Source organism: Streptomyces asiaticus (assembly GCF_018138715.1).
Lineage (GTDB): Bacteria > Actinomycetota > Actinomycetes > Streptomycetales > Streptomycetaceae > Streptomyces > Streptomyces asiaticus.
This window is the reverse complement of the sequence record NZ_JAGSHX010000006.1, coordinates 6,326,133-6,345,393: the sequence shown is the minus strand read 5'-3', so window position 1 is coordinate 6,345,393 and position 19,261 is coordinate 6,326,133. Positions and strand designations below refer to the sequence as shown.

Annotated in this window: 13 protein-coding genes and 1 pseudogene; 4 read left to right on the top strand and 10 right to left on the bottom strand. The window is 70.8% G+C overall.

Annotated elements, in window-relative coordinates:
• Positions 1-91 precede the first annotated feature (91 nt).
• Both KHP12_RS34735 and KHP12_RS34730 read right to left on the bottom strand, forming a co-directional pair.
• Positions 92-2,914 (bottom strand): annotated as a pseudogene (locus tag KHP12_RS34735) (phosphoribosyltransferase); the annotation flags it as partial.
• Positions 2,915-3,353: 439 nt separating this feature from the next.
• A complete protein-coding gene (locus KHP12_RS34730; RefSeq protein WP_210609229.1) occupies positions 3,354-4,541 on the bottom strand; it encodes an HpcH/HpaI aldolase/citrate lyase family protein in 1,188 nt (395 codons plus the stop codon).
• 234 nt (positions 4,542-4,775) lie between these two features.
• Here KHP12_RS34730 and KHP12_RS34725 point away from each other — a divergent pair, with 234 nt between their 5' ends.
• Positions 4,776-5,894: a TerD family protein gene (locus KHP12_RS34725; protein WP_211834045.1), complete on the top strand. Its 1,119-nt coding sequence runs from the start codon at positions 4,776-4,778 to the stop codon at positions 5,892-5,894.
• 37 nt (positions 5,895-5,931) lie between these two features.
• Here the strand turns inward: KHP12_RS34725 and KHP12_RS34720 are convergent, their stop codons facing one another.
• From KHP12_RS34720 to KHP12_RS34695, 6 genes are all read right to left on the bottom strand, one after another.
• Positions 5,932-6,660: a TerD family protein gene (locus tag KHP12_RS34720; RefSeq protein ID WP_037962235.1), complete on the bottom strand. Its 729-nt coding sequence runs from the start codon at positions 6,658-6,660 to the stop codon at positions 5,932-5,934.
• A gap of 181 nt (positions 6,661-6,841) precedes the next feature.
• A complete protein-coding gene (locus tag KHP12_RS34715) occupies positions 6,842-8,029 on the bottom strand; it encodes a DUF475 domain-containing protein (RefSeq protein ID WP_211834044.1) in 1,188 nt (395 codons plus the stop codon).
• Positions 8,030-8,080: 51 nt separating this feature from the next.
• Positions 8,081-8,656 carry a TerD family protein gene (locus tag KHP12_RS34710; RefSeq protein ID WP_037962224.1) on the bottom strand — a complete coding sequence of 192 codons (576 nt, stop codon included), beginning with the start codon at positions 8,654-8,656 and terminating at the stop codon, positions 8,081-8,083.
• A 142-nt stretch (positions 8,657-8,798) separates the two neighbouring features.
• Entirely contained in the window at positions 8,799-9,374 is a 576-nt protein-coding gene (locus KHP12_RS34705; protein ID WP_037962225.1) for a TerD family protein, read from the bottom strand.
• A 196-nt stretch (positions 9,375-9,570) separates the two neighbouring features.
• Positions 9,571-10,029 (bottom strand): peroxiredoxin, encoded by a 459-nt coding sequence (locus tag KHP12_RS34700; protein WP_037962226.1) that lies wholly within the window; start codon positions 10,027-10,029, stop codon positions 9,571-9,573.
• 163 nt (positions 10,030-10,192) lie between these two features.
• Positions 10,193-10,633 (bottom strand): DUF3052 domain-containing protein, encoded by a 441-nt coding sequence (locus tag KHP12_RS34695; protein WP_009718270.1) that lies wholly within the window; start codon positions 10,631-10,633, stop codon positions 10,193-10,195.
• A 472-nt stretch (positions 10,634-11,105) separates the two neighbouring features.
• Here KHP12_RS34695 and aceE point away from each other — a divergent pair, with 472 nt between their 5' ends.
• Positions 11,106-13,835, top strand: coding sequence for a pyruvate dehydrogenase (acetyl-transferring), homodimeric type (aceE, locus tag KHP12_RS34690; protein ID WP_210609231.1), 2,730 nt, complete (start codon positions 11,106-11,108; stop codon positions 13,833-13,835).
• Positions 13,836-14,983: 1,148 nt separating this feature from the next.
• Here the strand turns inward: aceE and KHP12_RS34685 are convergent.
• On the bottom strand, positions 14,984-15,358 hold the full coding sequence (locus KHP12_RS34685) for a peptidase inhibitor family I36 protein (RefSeq protein WP_037959533.1): 375 nt from the start codon (positions 15,356-15,358) through the stop codon (positions 14,984-14,986).
• Positions 15,359-15,475: 117 nt separating this feature from the next.
• The gene (locus KHP12_RS34680) at positions 15,476-17,077 is read right to left on the bottom strand and encodes an MFS transporter (RefSeq protein ID WP_086884187.1); all 1,602 of its coding nucleotides are present in this window, start codon (positions 17,075-17,077) and stop codon (positions 15,476-15,478) included.
• Positions 17,078-17,204: 127 nt separating this feature from the next.
• Here KHP12_RS34680 and KHP12_RS34675 point away from each other — a divergent pair, with 127 nt between their 5' ends.
• A complete protein-coding gene (locus tag KHP12_RS34675) occupies positions 17,205-17,870 on the top strand; it encodes a TetR family transcriptional regulator (protein ID WP_086884188.1) in 666 nt (221 codons plus the stop codon).
• A gap of 100 nt (positions 17,871-17,970) precedes the next feature.
• Positions 17,971-19,176: an alpha/beta hydrolase gene (locus KHP12_RS34670; RefSeq protein ID WP_086884189.1), complete on the top strand. Its 1,206-nt coding sequence runs from the start codon at positions 17,971-17,973 to the stop codon at positions 19,174-19,176.
• Positions 19,177-19,261: the final 85 nt, after the last annotated feature.

Here is a 19,261-nt window from a genome sequence, read left to right as displayed (position 1 = left end):
TTCTCTCGTGTCTGCCGGCGGCCTTGCCCGCCGTGTTCGCGGTGTTCGCCTTGTCGGCTGTCCTGTCGGCCGTCACTCCGGAAGCCGTGCCGACCGTCTTGCCGTCGGCCCCGGTGGCGCCCCGGGTGTAGCGCGGGTGGATCAGCCCGACGCAGGTGTACGGGAGGCCGTCGGCCTCCTCGACCGGCACTCCGCGCTGCTCGGCGAGCAGCCGCACATGGTCCAGGTCCGCGCCCGCGCCGCGCTGGGCGAGGATCTTCCACGGGACGCGGCGCAGCAGCACCCGGGTGGTCTCGCCGACGCCCGGCTTGACCAGGTTGACGTCGTGGATGCCGTACTCCTGGCTGATCCGCTCGACCGCGGCCCAGCCCTCCCAGGTGGGGGTGCGGTCGGTGGCCGCGAGCCGCCCGGCGTCGGCCAGGGCGGCCTCGGCGACCTCGGCGAAGCGGGCCGAGACGGTGTCCAGGAAGTACTCGGAGACGTCCGCGCCGGCGAGTTCGCGGTAGTACTTGGCGCCGTGGAAGTCGTTCGGGCCGACGAGGTCGGCGCGGAGCACGGTGCGCGATATCAGCCCGGAGACGGTCGAGTTGAGGCACGCGGAGGGGACGAGGAAGTCGTCCCGGGTGCCGTAGGTGTCCACACAACGGCCCGGGTCGGCGAGGACCGCGATCCGCGGATCGAAGTCCGGGTACGGGGCGAGGGCGTCCGACAGCTCGCGGGTGATGGCGCCCTTACCGGTCCAGCCGTCGACGAAGACGACGTCGGAGGGGTCGTGGTGGTCCGCCAGCCAGCGCAGCGCGGCGGTGTCGATGCCGCGGCCGCGCACGATGGAGATCGCGTAGTGCGGGAGGTCCAGCCCGTGGGCGTGGCGCGCCCAGCGGCGCATCAGCACCCCGACGGGGGTGCCGGCGCGGGCGAGCGAGACGAGGACGGGGCGCGGGGAGCGCTCGGCGAGCACAATCTCGGTGACCGCGCCGACCGCGCGGGCGATCCGGGCGGCGGAGGTGTCGAGGGCGGCCCGGAACAGCTCCTGGTAGCGCTCGTTCGGCTGGTACTCCACGGGCAGCGACTCGGCGTAGTGCGCGCCCCCGCTCTGGATCGCCTCCTCCCGCTCCTCGGTGGGCGCCTCGAGGGTGACGTGGGAGAAGTCCTGGAGCAGCCAGCCCACCTCCTCGGGGGCGTAGGACGAGAAGTCCGGCCCGCGCAGGGGCTCGTACGACGGTTGGTGCATGGGCGGTGCCTGTCGTTCGGGGACGGTGCGGGGGGTGGGTGGGGTCTGGGGGCGGTAGGACGGCACCACGGCCAGCACCAGCCGGTCCGTGTGCGCGCTCAAGCCGGCGAGCAGCCCGTCCGGGGCGTGCAGCGCGGGCGTGTCGGCGGCCGAGTCGACGACGGCGACGACGGCGTCGAAGCGGCGGTCCGGGCCGGCGCCGGGCGCCACGTTGTACGCGTAGCGGGGGCCGGGGCCGTCGGCGGGGTCGTCGTGCGCGGGGAAGGTCAGCCGGGTCCTGATGGCGTACCCGGGGTCGTCGACGGCGAGCACGGGCGAGCGGGTGGTCGTCGAATATCGCACCTCGACGCCGTCGAGGGCCTCGTCCAGCGCCTCCGCGATCCGCAGCGGCGCGTACATCAGCTCCTCGAACCCGAGAACGAGGACGCGGCGGAGGGGGTGGGGCGAGGCGGGGGCGCCACCGGCGCCGGGGCCACCCGGGGCACCGTCTGGCCCGCCCGGGGCGCCGCCCGGCTCGCCCGCGTCGCCGCCTGGCCCGCCCGCTTCACCGCCCGGCCCGCCCGCTTCACCGCCCGGCCTGCCCGGGGCGGGCGCGGCCCGGCGCGGGGTTGCCGCCGGGTCGTCGGCAGGCGCGTCCGGTGCGGCCAGCGGGACTGGTGCGTCCGGCGCGGCCGACGCGGCTGGTACGTCTGGCGCGGCCGGTGCAGCCGGTGCAGCCGGTGCAGCCGGTGCAGCCGGTGCGGCTGGCGCGGCCGGGTGGCCCGGGTCCGGCGCGGTGTGTCCCGCGGGCGCGGTACCGGCCGGTGCGGCATCGGCCGACGCGGTACCGCCCGGCGCGGCAGAGGTGTCCGGTGTTTTCCCCAGCGCCGCCGCGAGGCGGGTTGCCATGGCGGGGAGGGCCGCTTCCAAGCAGGCGCGGTGGGTGGGGGTGAAGCCGTGGCGGCCGCCGTCCGGGACCCCTTCGGGCCAGCCGAGGTCCACGCGGGTGGTTTCCGGGCCCGCCGGGGGCCCCGTGGGGGCGGTCGCGCCCTCACGGGCCCCGGCGGCCGCCTCGTACGCGGCCACCAGCTCCGCGCCGCGCTCCAGGACGTCGTCGGGCAGATGGACCGCTCCGGCCGCGGCCGCGACCAGGTCGACGCGGGCGCCGAGGTCGGCCGCGAAGGCGTCCAGGCGGGCGCGGTCCTCCGGCGAGCGCATGTCCACCAGGGCGACCACCACATAGTGGTCGCGGGGGAAGCGGCGATGGAGGGCGGCGATGGTGTTGAGGACCGTACGGCCGGTGGAGAACTCGTCGTCCACGAGGACCAGCGGGCCCGTCGAGGCCAGGAACCCGGGGTCCTCGGGGAGCAGCAGGTGGGAGGTGGCGTGGCTGTGCTCCTCCTCGAAGCCGCCTACCGTGGCGACGCCCGGGACCGGGCGGCGGGTGGAGTGGAGGTACGGGGCGAGGACGAGCCCGTCGGCCACGCTGTGGCCGAGGCCGGTGGCGGTCTCCGCGTACCCGAGCACCACCGCGCGCGCCGCCGCCTCGTCGCCCAGCAGCTCGCGCACCCGGCGGCCGAGCCGTACGCCCGCGCCGTGGACGGTGGCGGGGCGCTGCGGAACATGCTTGCCGAGCACGTTGGAGACCAGCAGATGCGCCCGCTTGGGGTTGCGCCGCAGGGCCAGCCCCAGCAGCTCACGCAGCTCCGCGCCGCCGTCGGCGTTCGGTCCGCCGTCGCCGTTCCGGCCACCGTCGCCATCCCGGCCACCGTGGGCGTTCCCGCCGCCGTGAGCGTTCCGGCCACCGTGAGCGTTCCGGCCGCCGTCGCCGTTAGGTCCGCCGTCGCCATTCCGACCGCCGTGGGCATTCCGGCCGCCGTCGCCGTTCGGTCCACCGTCGCCGTCCCGGCCGCCGTCGGCCCCCTGGCGGCACCGGCCACCCACGGCGCTGAAGCCATCGCCGTCCCCGCCCCCGGCCCCGTCCCCGGCCCCACCCCCGGCCAGCCGTACTCCCAGCCGGTCCGCGACCCACTGTCCCGACCACACGTTGTCCACGCTCACGCCGCCCTGCGCCTCGCTTCCATCGTCCCTCGTCCCTCGTCCCTCATCCCTCGTCCCCGGCCCGCGCCGGGCCCGGTTCGCCCTACGTCCGCAGGCTCGCCGCCAGCAGCTCCACGAAGCTCACATCCTCCCGGGCCACCCCGAAGACCTCCGCGCGCCGCAGGGTCCGCTCGGCCCAGGCCCGGTGCGGCTTCACCTCGTTCATTTTGTTGGTGTACGAGGAGCGCAGCACACCGCCCCCGCAGCGCTGCGGCTCGAGGATGTCCACCGCGTCGCTGAACTCCTCGTGGCTGACCACGGAGAGCGCGTGCACCGGGGCCACATGGCTGGGGTGGATGCAGGTCTTGCCCTGGAGGCCGTTGGCCCGGTCCAGCTCGATCTCGCGCAGCAGCCCGTCCATGTGGTGCTCGATCAGCGCGGTGCGCAGCGACTCGGCGCGGCCGCTGCTGAAGGGGCTGATCCGCAGCTGCGGCTTGAACATCCGCTCATGCGGTTTGAAGTACTCCCACACCGGCCCGGTGATCGTGAAGCCCGTGCCATCGGCCCGGCCCAGCATGTTCACCACGTCCGCGATCACGGACGCGACCAGCTGGACGTCGTAGGCGGTCATGTCCGGCGCCCTGCGCAGCCCGTACGCCGAGCACAGATCGGTGACTCCGAGGCGCAGCGCCAGCACCCGCTCCCGGTACTTGTCGACAATCCGGCTGATGCCGCTGAGGGTGTCGGTGCGCGTTTCGCGGTGCATCAGCTCGGGCGATTCGAGGACCGGCATCGCGAACAGCTGCCGTCCGCCCAGCTCCTCTGCCACCTGGGCGGTTTCGGCCGACAGCAGCGCCTCGAGGAAGGCCCGGCCACGCTCCTCGGTGAATTTCGGCAGTACGAATCCGGACAGCAGCCGCACGCCCGCTCCGAGCCGGGAGACGAGATCGACGATCTGCTCGGGGGTGCGGACCCGGATGAAGAGCAGCGGCAGCGAGATTCCCGAGCCGCGCCCGGACAGCTCCGCGAACTGCCGTACGAGGTTCTCCTCCGCGCCCGCCACCTCGGCGTCGTCGATGGAGTCCTCCAGGCACAGCACCATGGAGACCACGCCACGACCTGCCTGTTTGACGATGTCGTCGGCCAGCTGGGGCCGGGTCGCCGGGCAGTACAGGGTGGCGCCGAGGGCGACGGCCAGCGTCCGGGCGGGCGAGTCCACGCTGAATTCACCGGGCTCCCGGTGGAAGAGGTTGGCTCGCACCTCGACGGGCAGATGTTCGAAATGCCGCATACAACTCCCCGCGCTGCCGGTACGCCGCCTCGGTCACGCTGACCCACGGTTGGCCGATAATCGTACGTGCGACCATGGGTCAAAAGTTCCCCAAGGGCGTGAAAATCACGTAACCCATGTGCGTCCGCGTGGTGTCCGGCATGCGCGCCCTGCCGCCCCGTACCACCCCCGTACCGCCGCCCGCCGCGTACCCTGCGTTGTCCCCGCACCCACCGGGAGGGCAGGATTGCCGCCATGACGCAGGCGATGCTGAAGGGATCGAACATCCCGCTGGAGGCCACGGCCATACGCGCGGTGCTGCGCTGGACCCCCGGCACGGACGTACCCGACGTGGACGCCTCGGCGCTGCTGCTGGGGCCGGACGACCGGGTGCGCACGGACGAGGACTTCGTCTTCTACAACCAGCCGCAGCACCCCTCGGGTCTGGTCCGGCATCTGCCCAAGACGCCGAACCAGGACGCGCTGACGGACACCATCGAGGCCGAGCTGATCGGGCTGGGGCCGGAGGTCCGCCGGGTGGTGATCGCCGCGTCCGCCGACGGCGGCACCTTCGGGCAGGTGAGGGATCTGAGCCTGCTGCTGTACGACGCCTCGCCCGGTGCGCCGGACCCGGCGGACGCCGAGCCGGTCGCGATCTTCGCGGTGCTGCCGGACACCGGCAAGGAGACCGCGCTGATCTGCGGTGAGGTCTACCGGCGCGGCGACGGCTGGAAGTTCCGGGCCCTGGGGCAGGGTTATGAGTCGGGGCTGGTCGAGCTGGCCACGCAGTACGGGATCTCGGTGGAGGACGGCGAGGGCGGCCCGGAGGACGACGGCACCACGGCCGAGCCGGAGGCCATCGCCGCTCCCGAGCCCTCGGCTCCCGAACCTCCGGCCCCCGCCCCTGAGCCCTCGGCCGCCGCGCCCGCTTCGGCCCCCGGCACTCCGCCCCCGCCGCCGTCCGACGCGACGACCCAGGCCCACCCCCCGGCGTACGGCTATCCGCACCCGGTGTCGCCCGACCCCTGGGATCCGCAGCGCACCCAGCCCATGCACCCCGCCGCCGCGCAGGGCGACAGCGGCTACGCCTATGTGCCGTCGCAGGTGCCGCCCCCGCCCCCGCAGGCCCCGGGCACGGGGTATCCGCAGCCGCCCGCCCAGGCCCCGGCACAGCCCGGCTATGGCTATCCGCAGCCACAGCCACAGCCACAGCCACAGCAGGGATACGGCTATCCGCAGCCCGCCACGTACGGCTATCCGCAGCAGGTGCAGCCGACGGGGCCGGTGGGCCCGCCCCCGCCGCCGATCCCCGCCCAGGTGCCGGACCCCCATTTCGTCCTGCCGCCGCAGGGCCCGCAGTTCCAGAACAGGTAGGGACAGCCGGGGTCGGGGGCCGGAGGGCGAGCCGGGGTCACACCTTGGACTTGTAGCCCCGGCCCCACTGGAGGCCCCAGCCGTACAGCCGGTCCAGCTCCGCCTGGAAGCCGTAGACGTACTTCACCTCGCGGCGGACCACCATCTCACCCTTGACGTTCTCGATCAGCACGACGGCGCAGGAGCGCGCCTGCGGGGCGCGCTCGTCGAGTGCGATCTCCACCCGCGGCCCATTGCTCGGATAGAGCGTGACCAGGCCGTGGGTGCGGTCGAAGGCGGGGGTGCCGTCGTAGATGTAGACGAAGACGAGCAGTCGCTTGATGTCGTCCTTGTGGTCCATGTTGACGTAGACCGTCTCACCGGACCCGGAGCCGAACCGGTCGTCGCCGCTGAGCTTGATGTACGGCGGCTCGTTGAGGTTGCCGAAGAACTCGCCCAGCGGCTGCACCACGCCCTTGGAGCCGCTCTTCAGCTCGTACATCACCGCGAGGTCGAGGTCGACATTGACCAACGCGGGTCCCTGGGCCTGCACCGGCTCGGGCTTGAACATCTGAAGCGGATGGCGCAGCGAGCCGCGCCGCGCCCTGCTGTTGAAGTCCGAGGTGCGCATCTGCCAGGAGAGGTTGATGCGCAGATTGCCGGTGGCGGCCCCCTGCTTGGTCAGCGAGATCGACGCGTTCCGCCTGGTCAGCTCGACCACACCGGACGCGTCACCGCTGTCGAACTGACGCCATGCGGACCGTCCCCAGTTGTTCCAGAACGCCATGGTGCGCACCCCCACCCTTCGTCGCTCGCTGCCTCGCCGCTGGCAGAAGGCTGCCCGGGAAACAGCCCCACAAGCCGCCCGTCCAACCGCTCAACCGCCACGGGGCGGCCGGGAGGTCGGAAGACCTCGGCCGCCCCGCTCAGAGCGTTCCTCAAACGCCGCCGTGTCACACTCCCGGCGGTCAGACTCCGGAGGTGACTTCCGTCTTGGCCTCCGCATCCTCCCCGGCGGCCGCCTCCTTACGGTTGCGCCGGACCGAGGACCAGTACGAGGCGGCGATCAGCACCACGCCCACCAGGCCGGTGATGACCTCGTTGATCTCGTACTTGATCGTGACCAGCAGGATCACGGCGAGCGCGCCGATCGCGTAGTGCGCGCCGTGCTCCAGGTAGACGTAGTCGTCCAGGGTGCCCCTGCGGACCAGGAAGACGGTCAGCGACCGGATGTACATGGCGCCGATGCCCAGACCCAGCGCCATCTCGAAGATGTCGTTGGTGATCGCGAAGGCGCCGATGACCCCGTCGAAGGAGAAGGACGCGTCGATGACCTCGAGGTAGAGGAAGAGGAAGAACGCGGCCTTGCCGGCCAGGCCGACCACGGAGGCGCCGCTGGAGCCACGGCCGCCGCTGCCGTTGAGCTGGGCGTTCGTGGCCGCCTTCGCGCCCTCGTCGCCCTCGGCCGCACCGGCCTCGTCGTCCTCGTCTTCGTCCTCCTCCTCTTCGAGCTTGTCCTCGAAGTAGCCGGAGATGCCGCCGACGATCAGATAGGTGAGCAGACCGGCGACGCCGGACAGCAGGACGGTGGCGCTCTTGTCACCGCCGCCGTGGGCCACGTCGGTGGCCACGGTGGTGGCGGCGATCAGCAGCCCGATCAGGGCGACCACGATCGAGAACGTGTCCAGCTTGCCCAGCTTGGCGAGCGGCTTCTCCAGCCACCCCAGCCACCTGATGTCCCGCTCCTCGAAGATGAAGTCGAGGAAGATCATCAGCAGGAAGATCCCACCGAAGGCCGCGATCGCCGGGTGCGCCGCCGTGACCAGGTGTTCGTACTGGTTCTTGTCGTTGATCGCCAGATCGACGGCCTCGATGGGGCTCATCTTGGCCGTGACGGCGACGATGATCACCGGGAAGACCAGCCGCATGCCGAAGACGGCGATCAGGATGCCGACGGTCAGGAAGATCTTCTGCCAGAAGGCGTTCATCTTGCGCAGAATGCCCGCGTTGATGACCGCGTTGTCGAATGACAGCGAGATCTCCAGGATCGAGAGGATCCCGACGATGGCGAGCCCCTGCCACCCCCAGAGGACGCCGGCCAGGGCCAGACCGATCGCCGTGATGGCGAACGACCAACCAAAGGTTTTGAGGAGCACTGCCTACCCAATCCTTCGTCGTAAGGTCTCCCCCGCGCGCTTTACGCGGCTTTACGAAACGTTGACTCCGAAGTCTAGAGCGATGCCGCGCAGACCCGACGCGTACCCCTGCCCCACGGCCCTGAACTTCCATTCGCCGCCGTAGCGATAGACCTCCCCGAAGATCATCGCGGTCTCGCCCGAGGCGTCCTCCGAGAGGTCGTAGCGGGCCAGCTCCTGGCCGTCCGCCTGGTTCACCACCCGAATGAAGGCGTTGCTGACCTGCCCGAACGTCTGACGCCTGGCCTCGGCCTCATGGATGGAGACCGGGAAGACGATCTTGTCGACCTCAGCCGGGACCTTGCCCAGATCGATCAGCAGGGACTCGTCGTCACCCTCGCCCTCGCCGGTGAGGTTGTCGCCGGTGTGCTCGACGGAGCCCTCGGGGCTCTTGAGGTTGTTGTAGAAGATGAAGTACTCATCGCCGAGCACCCGCCCCGACTGGCACAGCAGGGCGCTGGCGTCGAGGTCGAACGGCGCTCCGGTGGTGGAGCGCGCGTCCCAGCCCAGGCCGATGAGTACCTGTGTGAGGTTCGGAGCGGCTTTGGAGAGGGAGACATTGCCCCCCTTGGCGAGTGTGACGCCCATGATGCTGTTTCCTCCCCGGGTGTTGCGTGGGTGATACGCGTCCGGCGCCGCACCCCTGCCTCTGGGGCGCGGGGGGTGCGGCGCCGGAATGACACTGCCCTGTCGACGGCCTCGGCGGCCTTCGACGGCGCTCGGACGTCGCTCAGACGTTGACGCCGAAGTCCTGCGCGATACCGCGCAGACCCGAGGCGTACCCCTGGCCGATGGCGCGGAACTTCCACTCCGCGCCGTTCCGGTACAGCTCGCCGAAGACCATGGCGGTCTCGGTCGAGGCGTCCTCGGAGAGGTCGTAGCGGGCGAGCTCATTGCCGTCGGCCTGGTTCACGACGCGGATGAAGGCGTTGCGCACCTGGCCGAAGCTCTGCTGACGGGTCTCGGCGTCGTAGATCGACACCGGGAAGACGATCTTGGCGACATCGGCGGGGACACCCGCCAGGTTCACCTTGATCTGCTCGTCGTCGCCCTCGCCCTCACCGGTGAGGTTGTCACCGGTGTGCTCCACGGAGCCGTCGGGGCTCTTGAGGTTGTTGAAGAAGACGAAGTTCTGGTCGTTGCCGACCTTGCCCTCGGCGTTGGTCAGCAGGGCGCTGGCGTCGAGGTCGAAGTCCGTGCCCGTGGTGGTACGGGCGTCCCAGCCGAGACCCACGACGACCGCGGTCAGGTTCGGGGCTTCCTTGGTCAGCGAGACGTTGCCGCCCTTGCTGAGGCTGACTCCCACGAGTCCTCCCAAAAAAGGTTCGTCAGGAGCACTGCGTGCCCCTTCATCAAAGGTTTCCCATCAGGATCAACGCGTCGATCCTAGTGAGCGGTTCCCGGCCGCCACAGGGTTTCGCCGGGCCTTGGCCATAGGGTTTCGCCGGGCCTTGGCCACAGCGTTTCGCCGGGCCTTGGCCACAGCGTTTCGCCGGGCCTGGCTACAGGGCTTCCAGGGCCTTGACGTAGTCGTTGAGGTCCCGGGCGTCGGGCAGGCCGTTGACGACCGTCCAGCGCACCACGCCCTCCTTGTCGATCACGAAGGTGCCGCGCACGGCACAGCCCTTGTCCTCGTCGAAGACGCCGTAGGCGCGGCTGGTCTCGCCGTGCGGCCAGAAGTCCGACAGCAGGGGGTACTCCAGGCCCTCCTGCTCGGCGAAGACGCGCAGGCTGAAGGGCGAGTCATTGGAGACCGCCAGCAGCTGGACGTCGTCGTTGACGAACTTCGGCAGCTCGTCGCGGAGCGCGCACAGCTCGCCGGTGCACACGCCGGTGAAGGCGAACGGGTAGAAGAGGAGCACGACGCTCTTCTCGCCCCGGAAGTCGGAGAGCCTGACCGACTCGCCGTGCTGGTTCTTCAGCTGGAAGTCAGGGGCCTTCGCGCCGACCTCTATCGCCATGGGAGCCATCCCTTCGTTCACATTCGGAAGATCATGTTCGACATGATCGAACTTTGAATTGATCAAGGTTTGAATTGATCATGTACCGCGCGGCCCAGCCTACGCTCAGAGCCCCCCTCCGTAAGGGAACGGAGGGGGGCTCTGGGGTGTGGATTCGCCGGCCTCAGCGCTTGCCGCTGCGCGCGGCTTTGGGCGTGACCAGGCGGCTGCCCGTCCAGTCCTTGCCCGCGTTGAAGCTCTTGGTCTGGGACAGGCCGGCGGTGGTCGCCGCCTCATTGATGTCGCTCGGCTCGACATAGCCGTCACGGCCGGTCTTGGGCGTCAGCAGCCAGACCGGTGCGCCGTCGTCGATCATCTGGATGGCGTCCACCAGCGCGTCCGTCAGATCGCCGTCGTCCTCCCGGAACCACAGCACAACGGCGTCGGCCACATCGTCGTACTCCTCGTCGACGAGCTCCTGGCCGGTGATCTCCTCGATGGCCTCGCGGAGCTCCTGGTCGACATCGTCGTCGTAGCCGATCTCCTGGACCACCTGTTCGGGCTGAAAACCCAGCCTCGCGGCAGGGTTGGTCCGCTCCTCCGCGTGGTCCGCGGTCGCGCTCACGGATTGCCTCCTGTCATCTTTCATTCACTCTTCGAGTCTGTGCGTCCCGCGCGCGTACGCGAGGGCTTGGGCGTAGTCCACACGGGCCGGGCGGATCGCGCAAGTACCCGGCCAGCGATCCCGCCCAAACGTTGACGTGTCGCCGCAACTCCCATCATGGAGGAACGACACGCAACGGCGCGCGGTCGCCCGGATTGCCCGAGGATGTCCGGCTTACGTGTGTGTCTAGCTACCCTACGCCGCTCCCGTGCCGAACGGTCGTACGCAGACGACCCCGGTCGTGGGCGTAAGGTTGCGATTCGGCCGTCGCACGCGAGACGGCCGCCGGAGCGCCCCGGCTCGCCTGGTGATGGTTACCACTCGGTAGAGGTGACGTATCCCGTACCCGCGGTACACGATGGAGAGCGGCGCGACAGCAGCAGAGCACGAATCCATGTCCGTGCATCGCACGACCGAAAAGCGAAGGAATAGCGTGGCTTCCGGATCCGATCGCAACCCGATCATCATTGGCGGCCTTCCCAGCCAGGTCCCGGACTTCGATCCCGAAGAGACCCAGGAATGGCTCGACTCGCTCGACGCAGCCGTCGATGAGCGAGGCCGGGAACGTGCCCGCTACCTGATGCTTCGCCTGATCGAGCGCGCCCGCGCGAAGCGCGTCGCCGTGCCCGAGATGCGCAGCACGGACTACGTCAACACCATCGCCACCAAGGACGAGCCGTTCTTCCCCGGCAACGAGGAGATCGAGCGCAAGGTCCTCAACGCGACCCGCTGGAACGCGGCGGTGATGGTCTCCCGGGCGCAGCGCCCGGGCATCGGGGTCGGTGGCCACATCGCCACCTTCGCCTCGTCCGCCTCGCTGTACGACGTGGGCTTCAACCACTTCTTCCGCGGCAAGGACCACGACAGCGGCGACCAGATCTTCTTCCAGGGCCACGCCTCGCCCGGCATCTACGCCCGCGCCTTCCTGCTCGACCGGCTCAGCGAGGACCACCTGGACGGATTCCGTCAGGAGAAGTCCAAGCTCGGTCACGCGCTGTCCAGCTACCCGCACCCGCGGTCGATGCCGGACTTCTGGGAGTTCCCGACGGTCTCCATGGGCCTGGGTCCGCTCGGCGCGATCTTCCAGGCGCGGATGAACCGCTATATGGAGGCACGCGGCATCGCCGACACCTCCAACTCCCACGTCTGGGCGTTCCTGGGCGACGGCGAGATGGACGAGCCGGAGTCGCTCGGCCAGCTCTCCCTGGCCGCCCGTGAGGGCCTGGACAACCTGACCTTCGTGGTCAACTGCAACCTCCAGCGGCTCGACGGCCCGGTGCGTGGCAACGGCAAGATCATCCAGGAGCTGGAGTCGCAGTTCCGCGGCGCCGGCTGGAACGTGATCAAGCTGGTCTGGGACCGCACCTGGGACCCGCTGCTGGCGCAGGACCGCGACGGCATCCTGGTCAACCGGCTGAACACGACGCCGGACGGTCAGTTCCAGACGTACGCGACCGAGACCGGCGCCTATATCCGCGACCACTTCTTCGGTGACGACCAGCGGCTGCGCAAAATGGTCGAGGGCATGACCGACGACCAGATCCTGCACCTGGGCCGCGGCGGTCACGACCACAAGAAGATCTACGCGGCGTACTCGGCGGCAAAGGCCCACAAGGGCCAGCCGACGGTGATCCTCGCGCAGACCGTCAAGGGCTGGACCCTCGGCCCGAACTTCGAGGGCCGCAACGCGACCCACCAGATGAAGAAGCTGACGGTCGACGACCTCAAGCGCTTCCGCGACCGGCTGCACCTGCCGATCCCGGACAAGGAGCTGGAGTCCGGCCTCCCGCCGTACTACCACCCGGGCCGGGACTCGGAGGAGATCCAGTACATGCACGACCGCCGCAAGGCGCTGGGCGGCTACGCGCCGACCCGTGTCGTGCGCGCGAAGCCGCTTCAGCTGCCGGGCGACAAGACCTACGCCACGCTGAAGAAGGGGACCGGTCAGCAGCAGATCGCCACCACCATGGCGTTCGTGCGGCTGCTGAAGGACCTGATGCGGGACAAGGAGATCGGCAAGCGGTTCGTGCCGATCGCGCCCGACGAGTACCGCACCTTCGGTATGGACTCGCTCTTCCCCTCGGCGAAGATCTACTCGCCGCTGGGCCAGATGTACGAGTCGGTCGACCGTGAGCTGCTGCTGGCCTACAAGGAGTCGCCGACCGGGCAGATGCTGCACGACGGCATCTCCGAGGCGGGCTGTACGGCCTCGCTGATCGCGGCGGGCTCCGCGTACGCCACGCACGGCGAACCGCTGATCCCGGTCTACGTCTTCTACTCGATGTTCGGGTTCCAGCGCACCGGTGACCAGTTCTGGCAGATGGCCGACCAGCTGGCGCGCGGCTTCGTGCTGGGCGCGACCGCCGGTCGTACGACCCTGACCGGTGAGGGTCTCCAGCACGCGGACGGCCACTCCCAGCTGCTGGCCTCGACCAACCCGGCGGTCGTCGCGTACGACCCGGCGTTCGGCTTCGAGATCGCCCATATCGTCCAGGACGGTCTGCGCCGGATGTACGGCGAGAACAGTGAGGACGTCTTCTACTACCTCACCGTCTACAACGAGCCGATCCAGCACCCGGCCGAGCCCGAGAACGTGGACCGCGAGGGCATCCTCAAGGGCCTCTACCGCTACCGGCAGGGCGAGAAGGGCTCCGTACCGGCGCAGATCCTCGCCTCCGGTGTGGCGGTGCCGTGGGCCGTGGAGGCCCAGCGCATCCTGGCCGAGGACTGGAACGTCAAGGCGGACGTCTGGTCGGCCACGTCCTGGAACGAGCTGCGCCGGGACGCCATCGAGGTGGAGGAGCACAATCTGCTCCACCCGGAGGAGGAGCAGCGGGTCCCGTACGTCACCCGCAAGCTCGCCGACGCGGAGGGCCCGAAGGTGGCCGTCTCCGACTGGATGCGTGCGGTTCCCGACCAGATCGCGCGCTGGGTGCCCGGCACGTACCAGTCGCTGGGCGCGGACGGCTTCGGCTTCGCCGACACCCGCGGCGCGGCGCGGCGCTTCTTCCACATCGACGCCGAGTCGATCGTGCTCGGCGTCCTGACGGAGCTCGCCCGCGACGGCAAGGTCGACCGCTCTGCCCTCAAGCAGGCGATCGACCGCTACCAGCTCCTGGACGTATCCGCCGCCGACCCGGGCCCGGCAGGCGGCGACGCGTAGCCGTCTACGACGGCCGCAAGCCGTGACGCGGGGCGGGCTGGAGGTGTCCAGCCCGCCCCGCGTCGTCGTGTGCCCCGATGCCCTGGCGCCTGGGGCTGCGCCCCAGGCGCCAGGGGTATTTGAGGGCAGGGGCGCCGCCCCCGCCCTCCCGCCACCGGGGTCCAGGGGCTCCGCCCCGGCCCTCCGGCCCCGGACTCCCGGAACGCCAGGCCCGGATACGGTCCCGGCCCCCGGACGTCGGTCCCCGAGCGTCGGACTCGGACTCCCGGACCCCCGGGCCCCCGGACCCGGATACGCTCCCAGACCCCCCGGACCCCGGACGTCAGACCCGGGCCCCCGGACCTCCAGGCCCCGAACGCGCCCGGACCCCCGGAACCGTGGCGTCGGCCCCAGACCCCCGGACGCCGGACCCCGGACGTCAGACCCCGGGCCCCCGGACCCGGATACGCGCCCGGACCCCCGAACCCCCGGACGTCGGACCCGGACTCCCGGACCTCCAGGCCCCGAACGCGCCCGGACCCCCAAACCCCCGGACCCCGGACGTCGAACCCCGGATCCCCGGATCTCCAGGCCCCGAACGCGCCCGGACCCCCGGAACCGTGGCGTCGGCCCCAGACCCCCGGACGCCGGACCCCGGACGTCAGACCCCGGGCCCCCGGACCCGGATACGCGCCCGGACCCCCGAACCCCCGGACGTCAGACCCCAGGCCCCCGGACCCGGATACGCGCCCGGACCCCCGAACCCCCGGACGTCAGACCCCGGATCCCCGGACCTCCAGGCCCCGAACGCTCCCGGACCCCCGGAACCGTGGCGTCGGCCCCAGACCCCCGGACGCCGGACCCCCGGACGTCAGACCCCGGGCCCCCGGACCCCCGGCGTCAGGCCCGGGGCGTCGGGCTTGGCGCTTCGGCTCAGACGCCGAACCCGGCACTTCGGCCGGTCCCGATGGCGGCGGAGCCGCGCCGCAACGTGGCGCCCCACGGACGGCGGCGGGGCCACCCGCTGCCGTCCGACGGACGCTCGAAGACATGCCCGGAGGGCGTCCGGGGTCCAGGGGCGGTGCCCCTGGTTCGGGAAGGGGCGGGTTGGGGAACATCCCGGCCCCGCACCCAAGCGGCGGGTTCCAATGCGGGGCCCGGACCGCCGGTCAGCGTTCCCAGATTTTGAAGGCGCGGACCTGGTACGGGGTTTCGGGGGACCAGGTGCCGGTGGGGTAGGTGTGGAACTCCGCCGTCTCGGCGCATTCGCGGCTCTGATAGGCCGTCACCGGGCGTCCCGTGCGGTTCGCCAGGGACGCGGCGGTGGTGCCGGGCGGCAGGGGGACGCAGCTTTCGATGTCCACGTCGGCCAGTTCATGGGTCTGGCGCGCCCCCGTGAAGCCGCCGCTCCGCCACAGGCACAGCTGCCCGGCGGCGCAGTTCCCCAGCCGTGGCGGGGCGGCGGGGCGGGCCGCCGCCGCGGCCGGGGCCAGGGTGGCGGTGAGGGCCAGCGCCGAGACGGCGGCCGTAATGATCTTGCGCATAACGATTTCGCTCCCCGTGTGGAAAGAACAGAACGGGAGCCAGACTGTCCGCCGGCTCCCGTTCGCCACCATGGGGTCGATCAAGGTCCACCCTGATAGGGGGTTGACCGCGAGGGGTCAGATGTGGACGGCGCCCCCGGACGCGTCCGCGTTCTCACCGCGCTTGGTGAAGGCCGCGACCAGCGCCGCGACCACCGAGACGATGGCGGCCACCGTGAAGGCGAGCCCCATCCCTGACACGAAGGTGTCATGCGCGACGGCCGTGATCTTGCCCGCGACCTCCGGCGGAGTGCCCTTGGGAACGGGGGCGATACCGACCTCGACGGCGTCCGACGCCTTGGACTCCGCGCCCTCGGGCATCGGCGGCAGCCCGGCGTCCGCCCACTTCTCCGGCAGCGCGCTGTCCACCCGGCCCGCCATGACCGCGCCCAGGACGGCCGTGCCGAGACTGCCGCCGACCTGCATCGCGGCCTGCTGGAGGCCGCCGGCCACACCGGCGTGCTGGATCGGGGCGTTGCCGACGATGACCTCGGTGGCGCCGACCATGACCGGCCCGAGGCCGAGGCCGAGCAGGGCGAACCACACGGCCATCTCGAGGCCGCCGCTGTCCGCGTCCAGTTGGGAGAGGCCGAACATCGCGACGGCGGTGATCGCCATGGCGCCGACCAGCGGCGTCCGCGGTCCGAACTTGGTGATCAGCGCACCGGCCAGCGGCGAGGCGACGATCATCATCGCGGTGAGCGGCAGCAGGTGCAGCCCGCTGTCGACGGGGCTCATCCCGTGCACGTTCTGGAGGTAGAAGGTGACGAAGAACAGCCCGCCCATGAAGCCGAAGGCCATCAGCAGCATCAGCACGGTGCCCGCGCTCAGCGGCACCGAGCGGAACATGCTGAGCGGCAGCAGCGGCTCCGCCGTCCGGTTCTCCCAGAAGACGAAGACGGCGAAGCAGACCGCCGCCAGGCCCAGGAAGAGCAGCGTGCGCTGGTCGGTCCAGTGCCAGTCGGCGGCGTTGATGAGTGCCCAGATGAGGCAGAACATCGCACCGGACAGCAGCACGATGCCGGGGATGTCGAAGGACCGCGGGGCCTTCTCGGCGCGGTGGTCCACCAGGAGCAGCAGACCGAGGACCACGGCGAGCACGCCGACGGGCGCGTTGATGAAGAAGACCGACTGCCAGTTGACGTGCTCGACAAGGAGCCCGCCGACGATGGGCCCGGCGGCGGTGGAGGCGCCGATCACCGCGCCCCAGATGCCGATGGCCATGTTGAGCTTCTCGGCGGGGAAGGTGGCGCGCAGCAGCCCGAGCGCCGCGGGCATCAGCAGCGCGCCGCACAGGCCCTGTAGCACCCGGAACGCCACGACGAGCGACACCTCGCCGGAGAAGCCGATGGCGGCCGAGGAGATGGCGAAGCCGACGACGCCGATGAGGAAGGTCTGCCGGTGGCCGAAGCGGTCACCGAGCTTGCCCGCCGTGATCAGCGCGACGGCGAGGGCCAGCAGATAGCCATTGGTGATCCACTGCACATCGGCGAGCGAGGCGCCGAGGTCCTTCTGGATGGCCGGGTTGGCGATGGCGACGATCGTGCCGTCGAGGGCGACCATCGTCACGCCGAGGGCGACGGTGAGAAGCGTCAGCCATGGATGACCCCGAAGCCCCTTCGGGGGAACGGCTATGGGAGGTTCCGGCGCCGGTTCGGCGACGGTGGTCGAAGAGGTCATGACCGGAGGCTAATGTCAGCGTCTGACAATTGACAAACCGATTCATCCGCCGGTAACTGACGTTTTTGTCACAGGTATCCTGAGCAGCCGCGACACGGCCCCACACCGGTAGAAAGCGAGCCGATAGGTGACAACGGACGAGTCAGTGGCGGGCACGACGACGCCACCACCGGCCGGGCTGCGCGAGCGCAAGAAGCGGCGGACGCGAAGCGCCCTGGTGCGCTCCGCGCTGGAGTTGTTCACCTGTCAGGGATACGAGCGGACGACGGTCGACGAGATCGCCGAGGCGGTCGAGGTCTCCCAGCGCACCTTCTTCCGGTACTTCGCCAACAAGGAGGAGGTCGCCTTCGCGAGCCAGGAGTCGGCCGAGTGCCACTTCTTCGCCGCCCTGTGCGGGCGTCCCGCGGGCGAGGCGCCGCTGGCCGCGCTGCGCGGCGCGATCCTCGACGCCTGGGGGACCATCGGGGAGGCCATCGAGCAACTGGTGCCACCCGAGCTCCATATGCGGATGTACCGGGTGATCGAGTCCACGCCGAGCCTGCTCGCGGTCCATCTGCGCCGCACCGCGGAGATGGAGGAGCGGCTGGCGCGCGAGATCGCCCGCCGCGAGGGGCTGGACATCGACGCCGATCCGCGGCCGCGGCTGGTGGTCGCGATGTTCGGCGGGGTGATCCGAGTGGCCGGGAAGCTGTGGACGGAGGGGGAGGAGGACAGCGTCGTCACATTGCGAGACCTCACCGCCTTCCATCTTGATTACGTGGGTCCCACCCTCGCCGAGAAATGGGATAAATAGCATCAATTCCGGCATAGCTCCCAAGCATTCCCGCTTTCAAACGTGATATGAATCACGGGATTTGGCACGCGGCGCCGCGCTTCTCCTAGGGTGTCCCGCGGTGACTTCCTTTTCGGAGCTCGGCTCCCCCTCTCCCGGTTCCACCGCCTGGCGCGCCCTGCTCGCGCTGGCGGTGGTCTTCGTCCTCCTCGCCACCACCGGGTGGACGGCCGTACGGAGCCACAGAGGAGCCCCGGACGCGCTCTCCGCGTCAATGGACGCCTGGCGCCACGGAACGCTCGGCGGCCGCGCCCTGCCCGATCCGTACGGCTCGCCACGCACCCTCGGCCGCTGGTTCGACTCGCTCACCAAGGTCCAGACGGACCGGGTGGTGCGGCGCTATCCGCTCGCCGTGGGCAATCTCAACGGCGCGCCGGTGGCCCTGCGCTACCGCGCCAACCGCGTCGCCCTGTTCAAGGCGCGCGCGGAGGAGCGCAAGCGGATCCACGACCCGCGGCTCACCCCGATGGGCCGCTCGGACGCGACACGCCGGATGCACCGCTACGAGGACCTGCTGAGCGCCGGGCGGCAGATCCTCTCCTTCGACCCCTCGGGCGCCGGGCGGGCCGCCGAGGTCTTCGGCGACCTCGCCCACGCCAACCGGGTCTCCATCGTGGTGCCGGGCGTGGACACCGACATCCTGACGTTCCAGAAGACCGGGCGCCCGTACACCGCCACGGTCGGAATGGCCCGCGCGCTCTACGACAACGAGCGGGCCGACGCCCCGGACACCAAGACCGCCGTCATCGCCTGGGCCGACTACACCACCCCGGCCGGGATCGGCATGGACGCGGCCACCGGCAAGCTGGCCGCCCAGGGCGCGGTGCGGCTGCGCGCGCTGGTCAACGCGCTGCCCGCGCTCTCCCGGGTCTCGCTGATGTGCCACAGCTACGGCTCGGTGGTGTGCGGGGTCGCCGCCCGCGATCTGCCGCCCAAGGTCACCGATATCGCGGTGGCCGGCAGCCCCGGGATGCGCGCCAGTCATGTCTCCGATCTGGGCACCGGCGCCCGGGTGTGGGCGATGCGCGACTCGGGCGACTGGATCGAGGACATTCCGCATCTGGAGTTCGGCGGGCTCGGCCACGGCGCGGACCCGGTCTCCCCCGGCTTCGGCGCCCGGGTGCTGGCCGCGGACGGGGCGGATGGACACGCCGGATACTTCGAACCGGGCACGACCAGCCTGGACAACTTCGCGCGGGTGGGAATCGGTGCTGTCCAGTCCGTGAGCTGCGGCGACGGCGACGACTGCACCGCGGGGCTACGCTGACACCCGGCATAAACACCGGAAACTCTAGTGACGCGCGTAGCCTCAAAGGGGGACGGGCGGGCCACCGCCGCATACGATGAGCCGC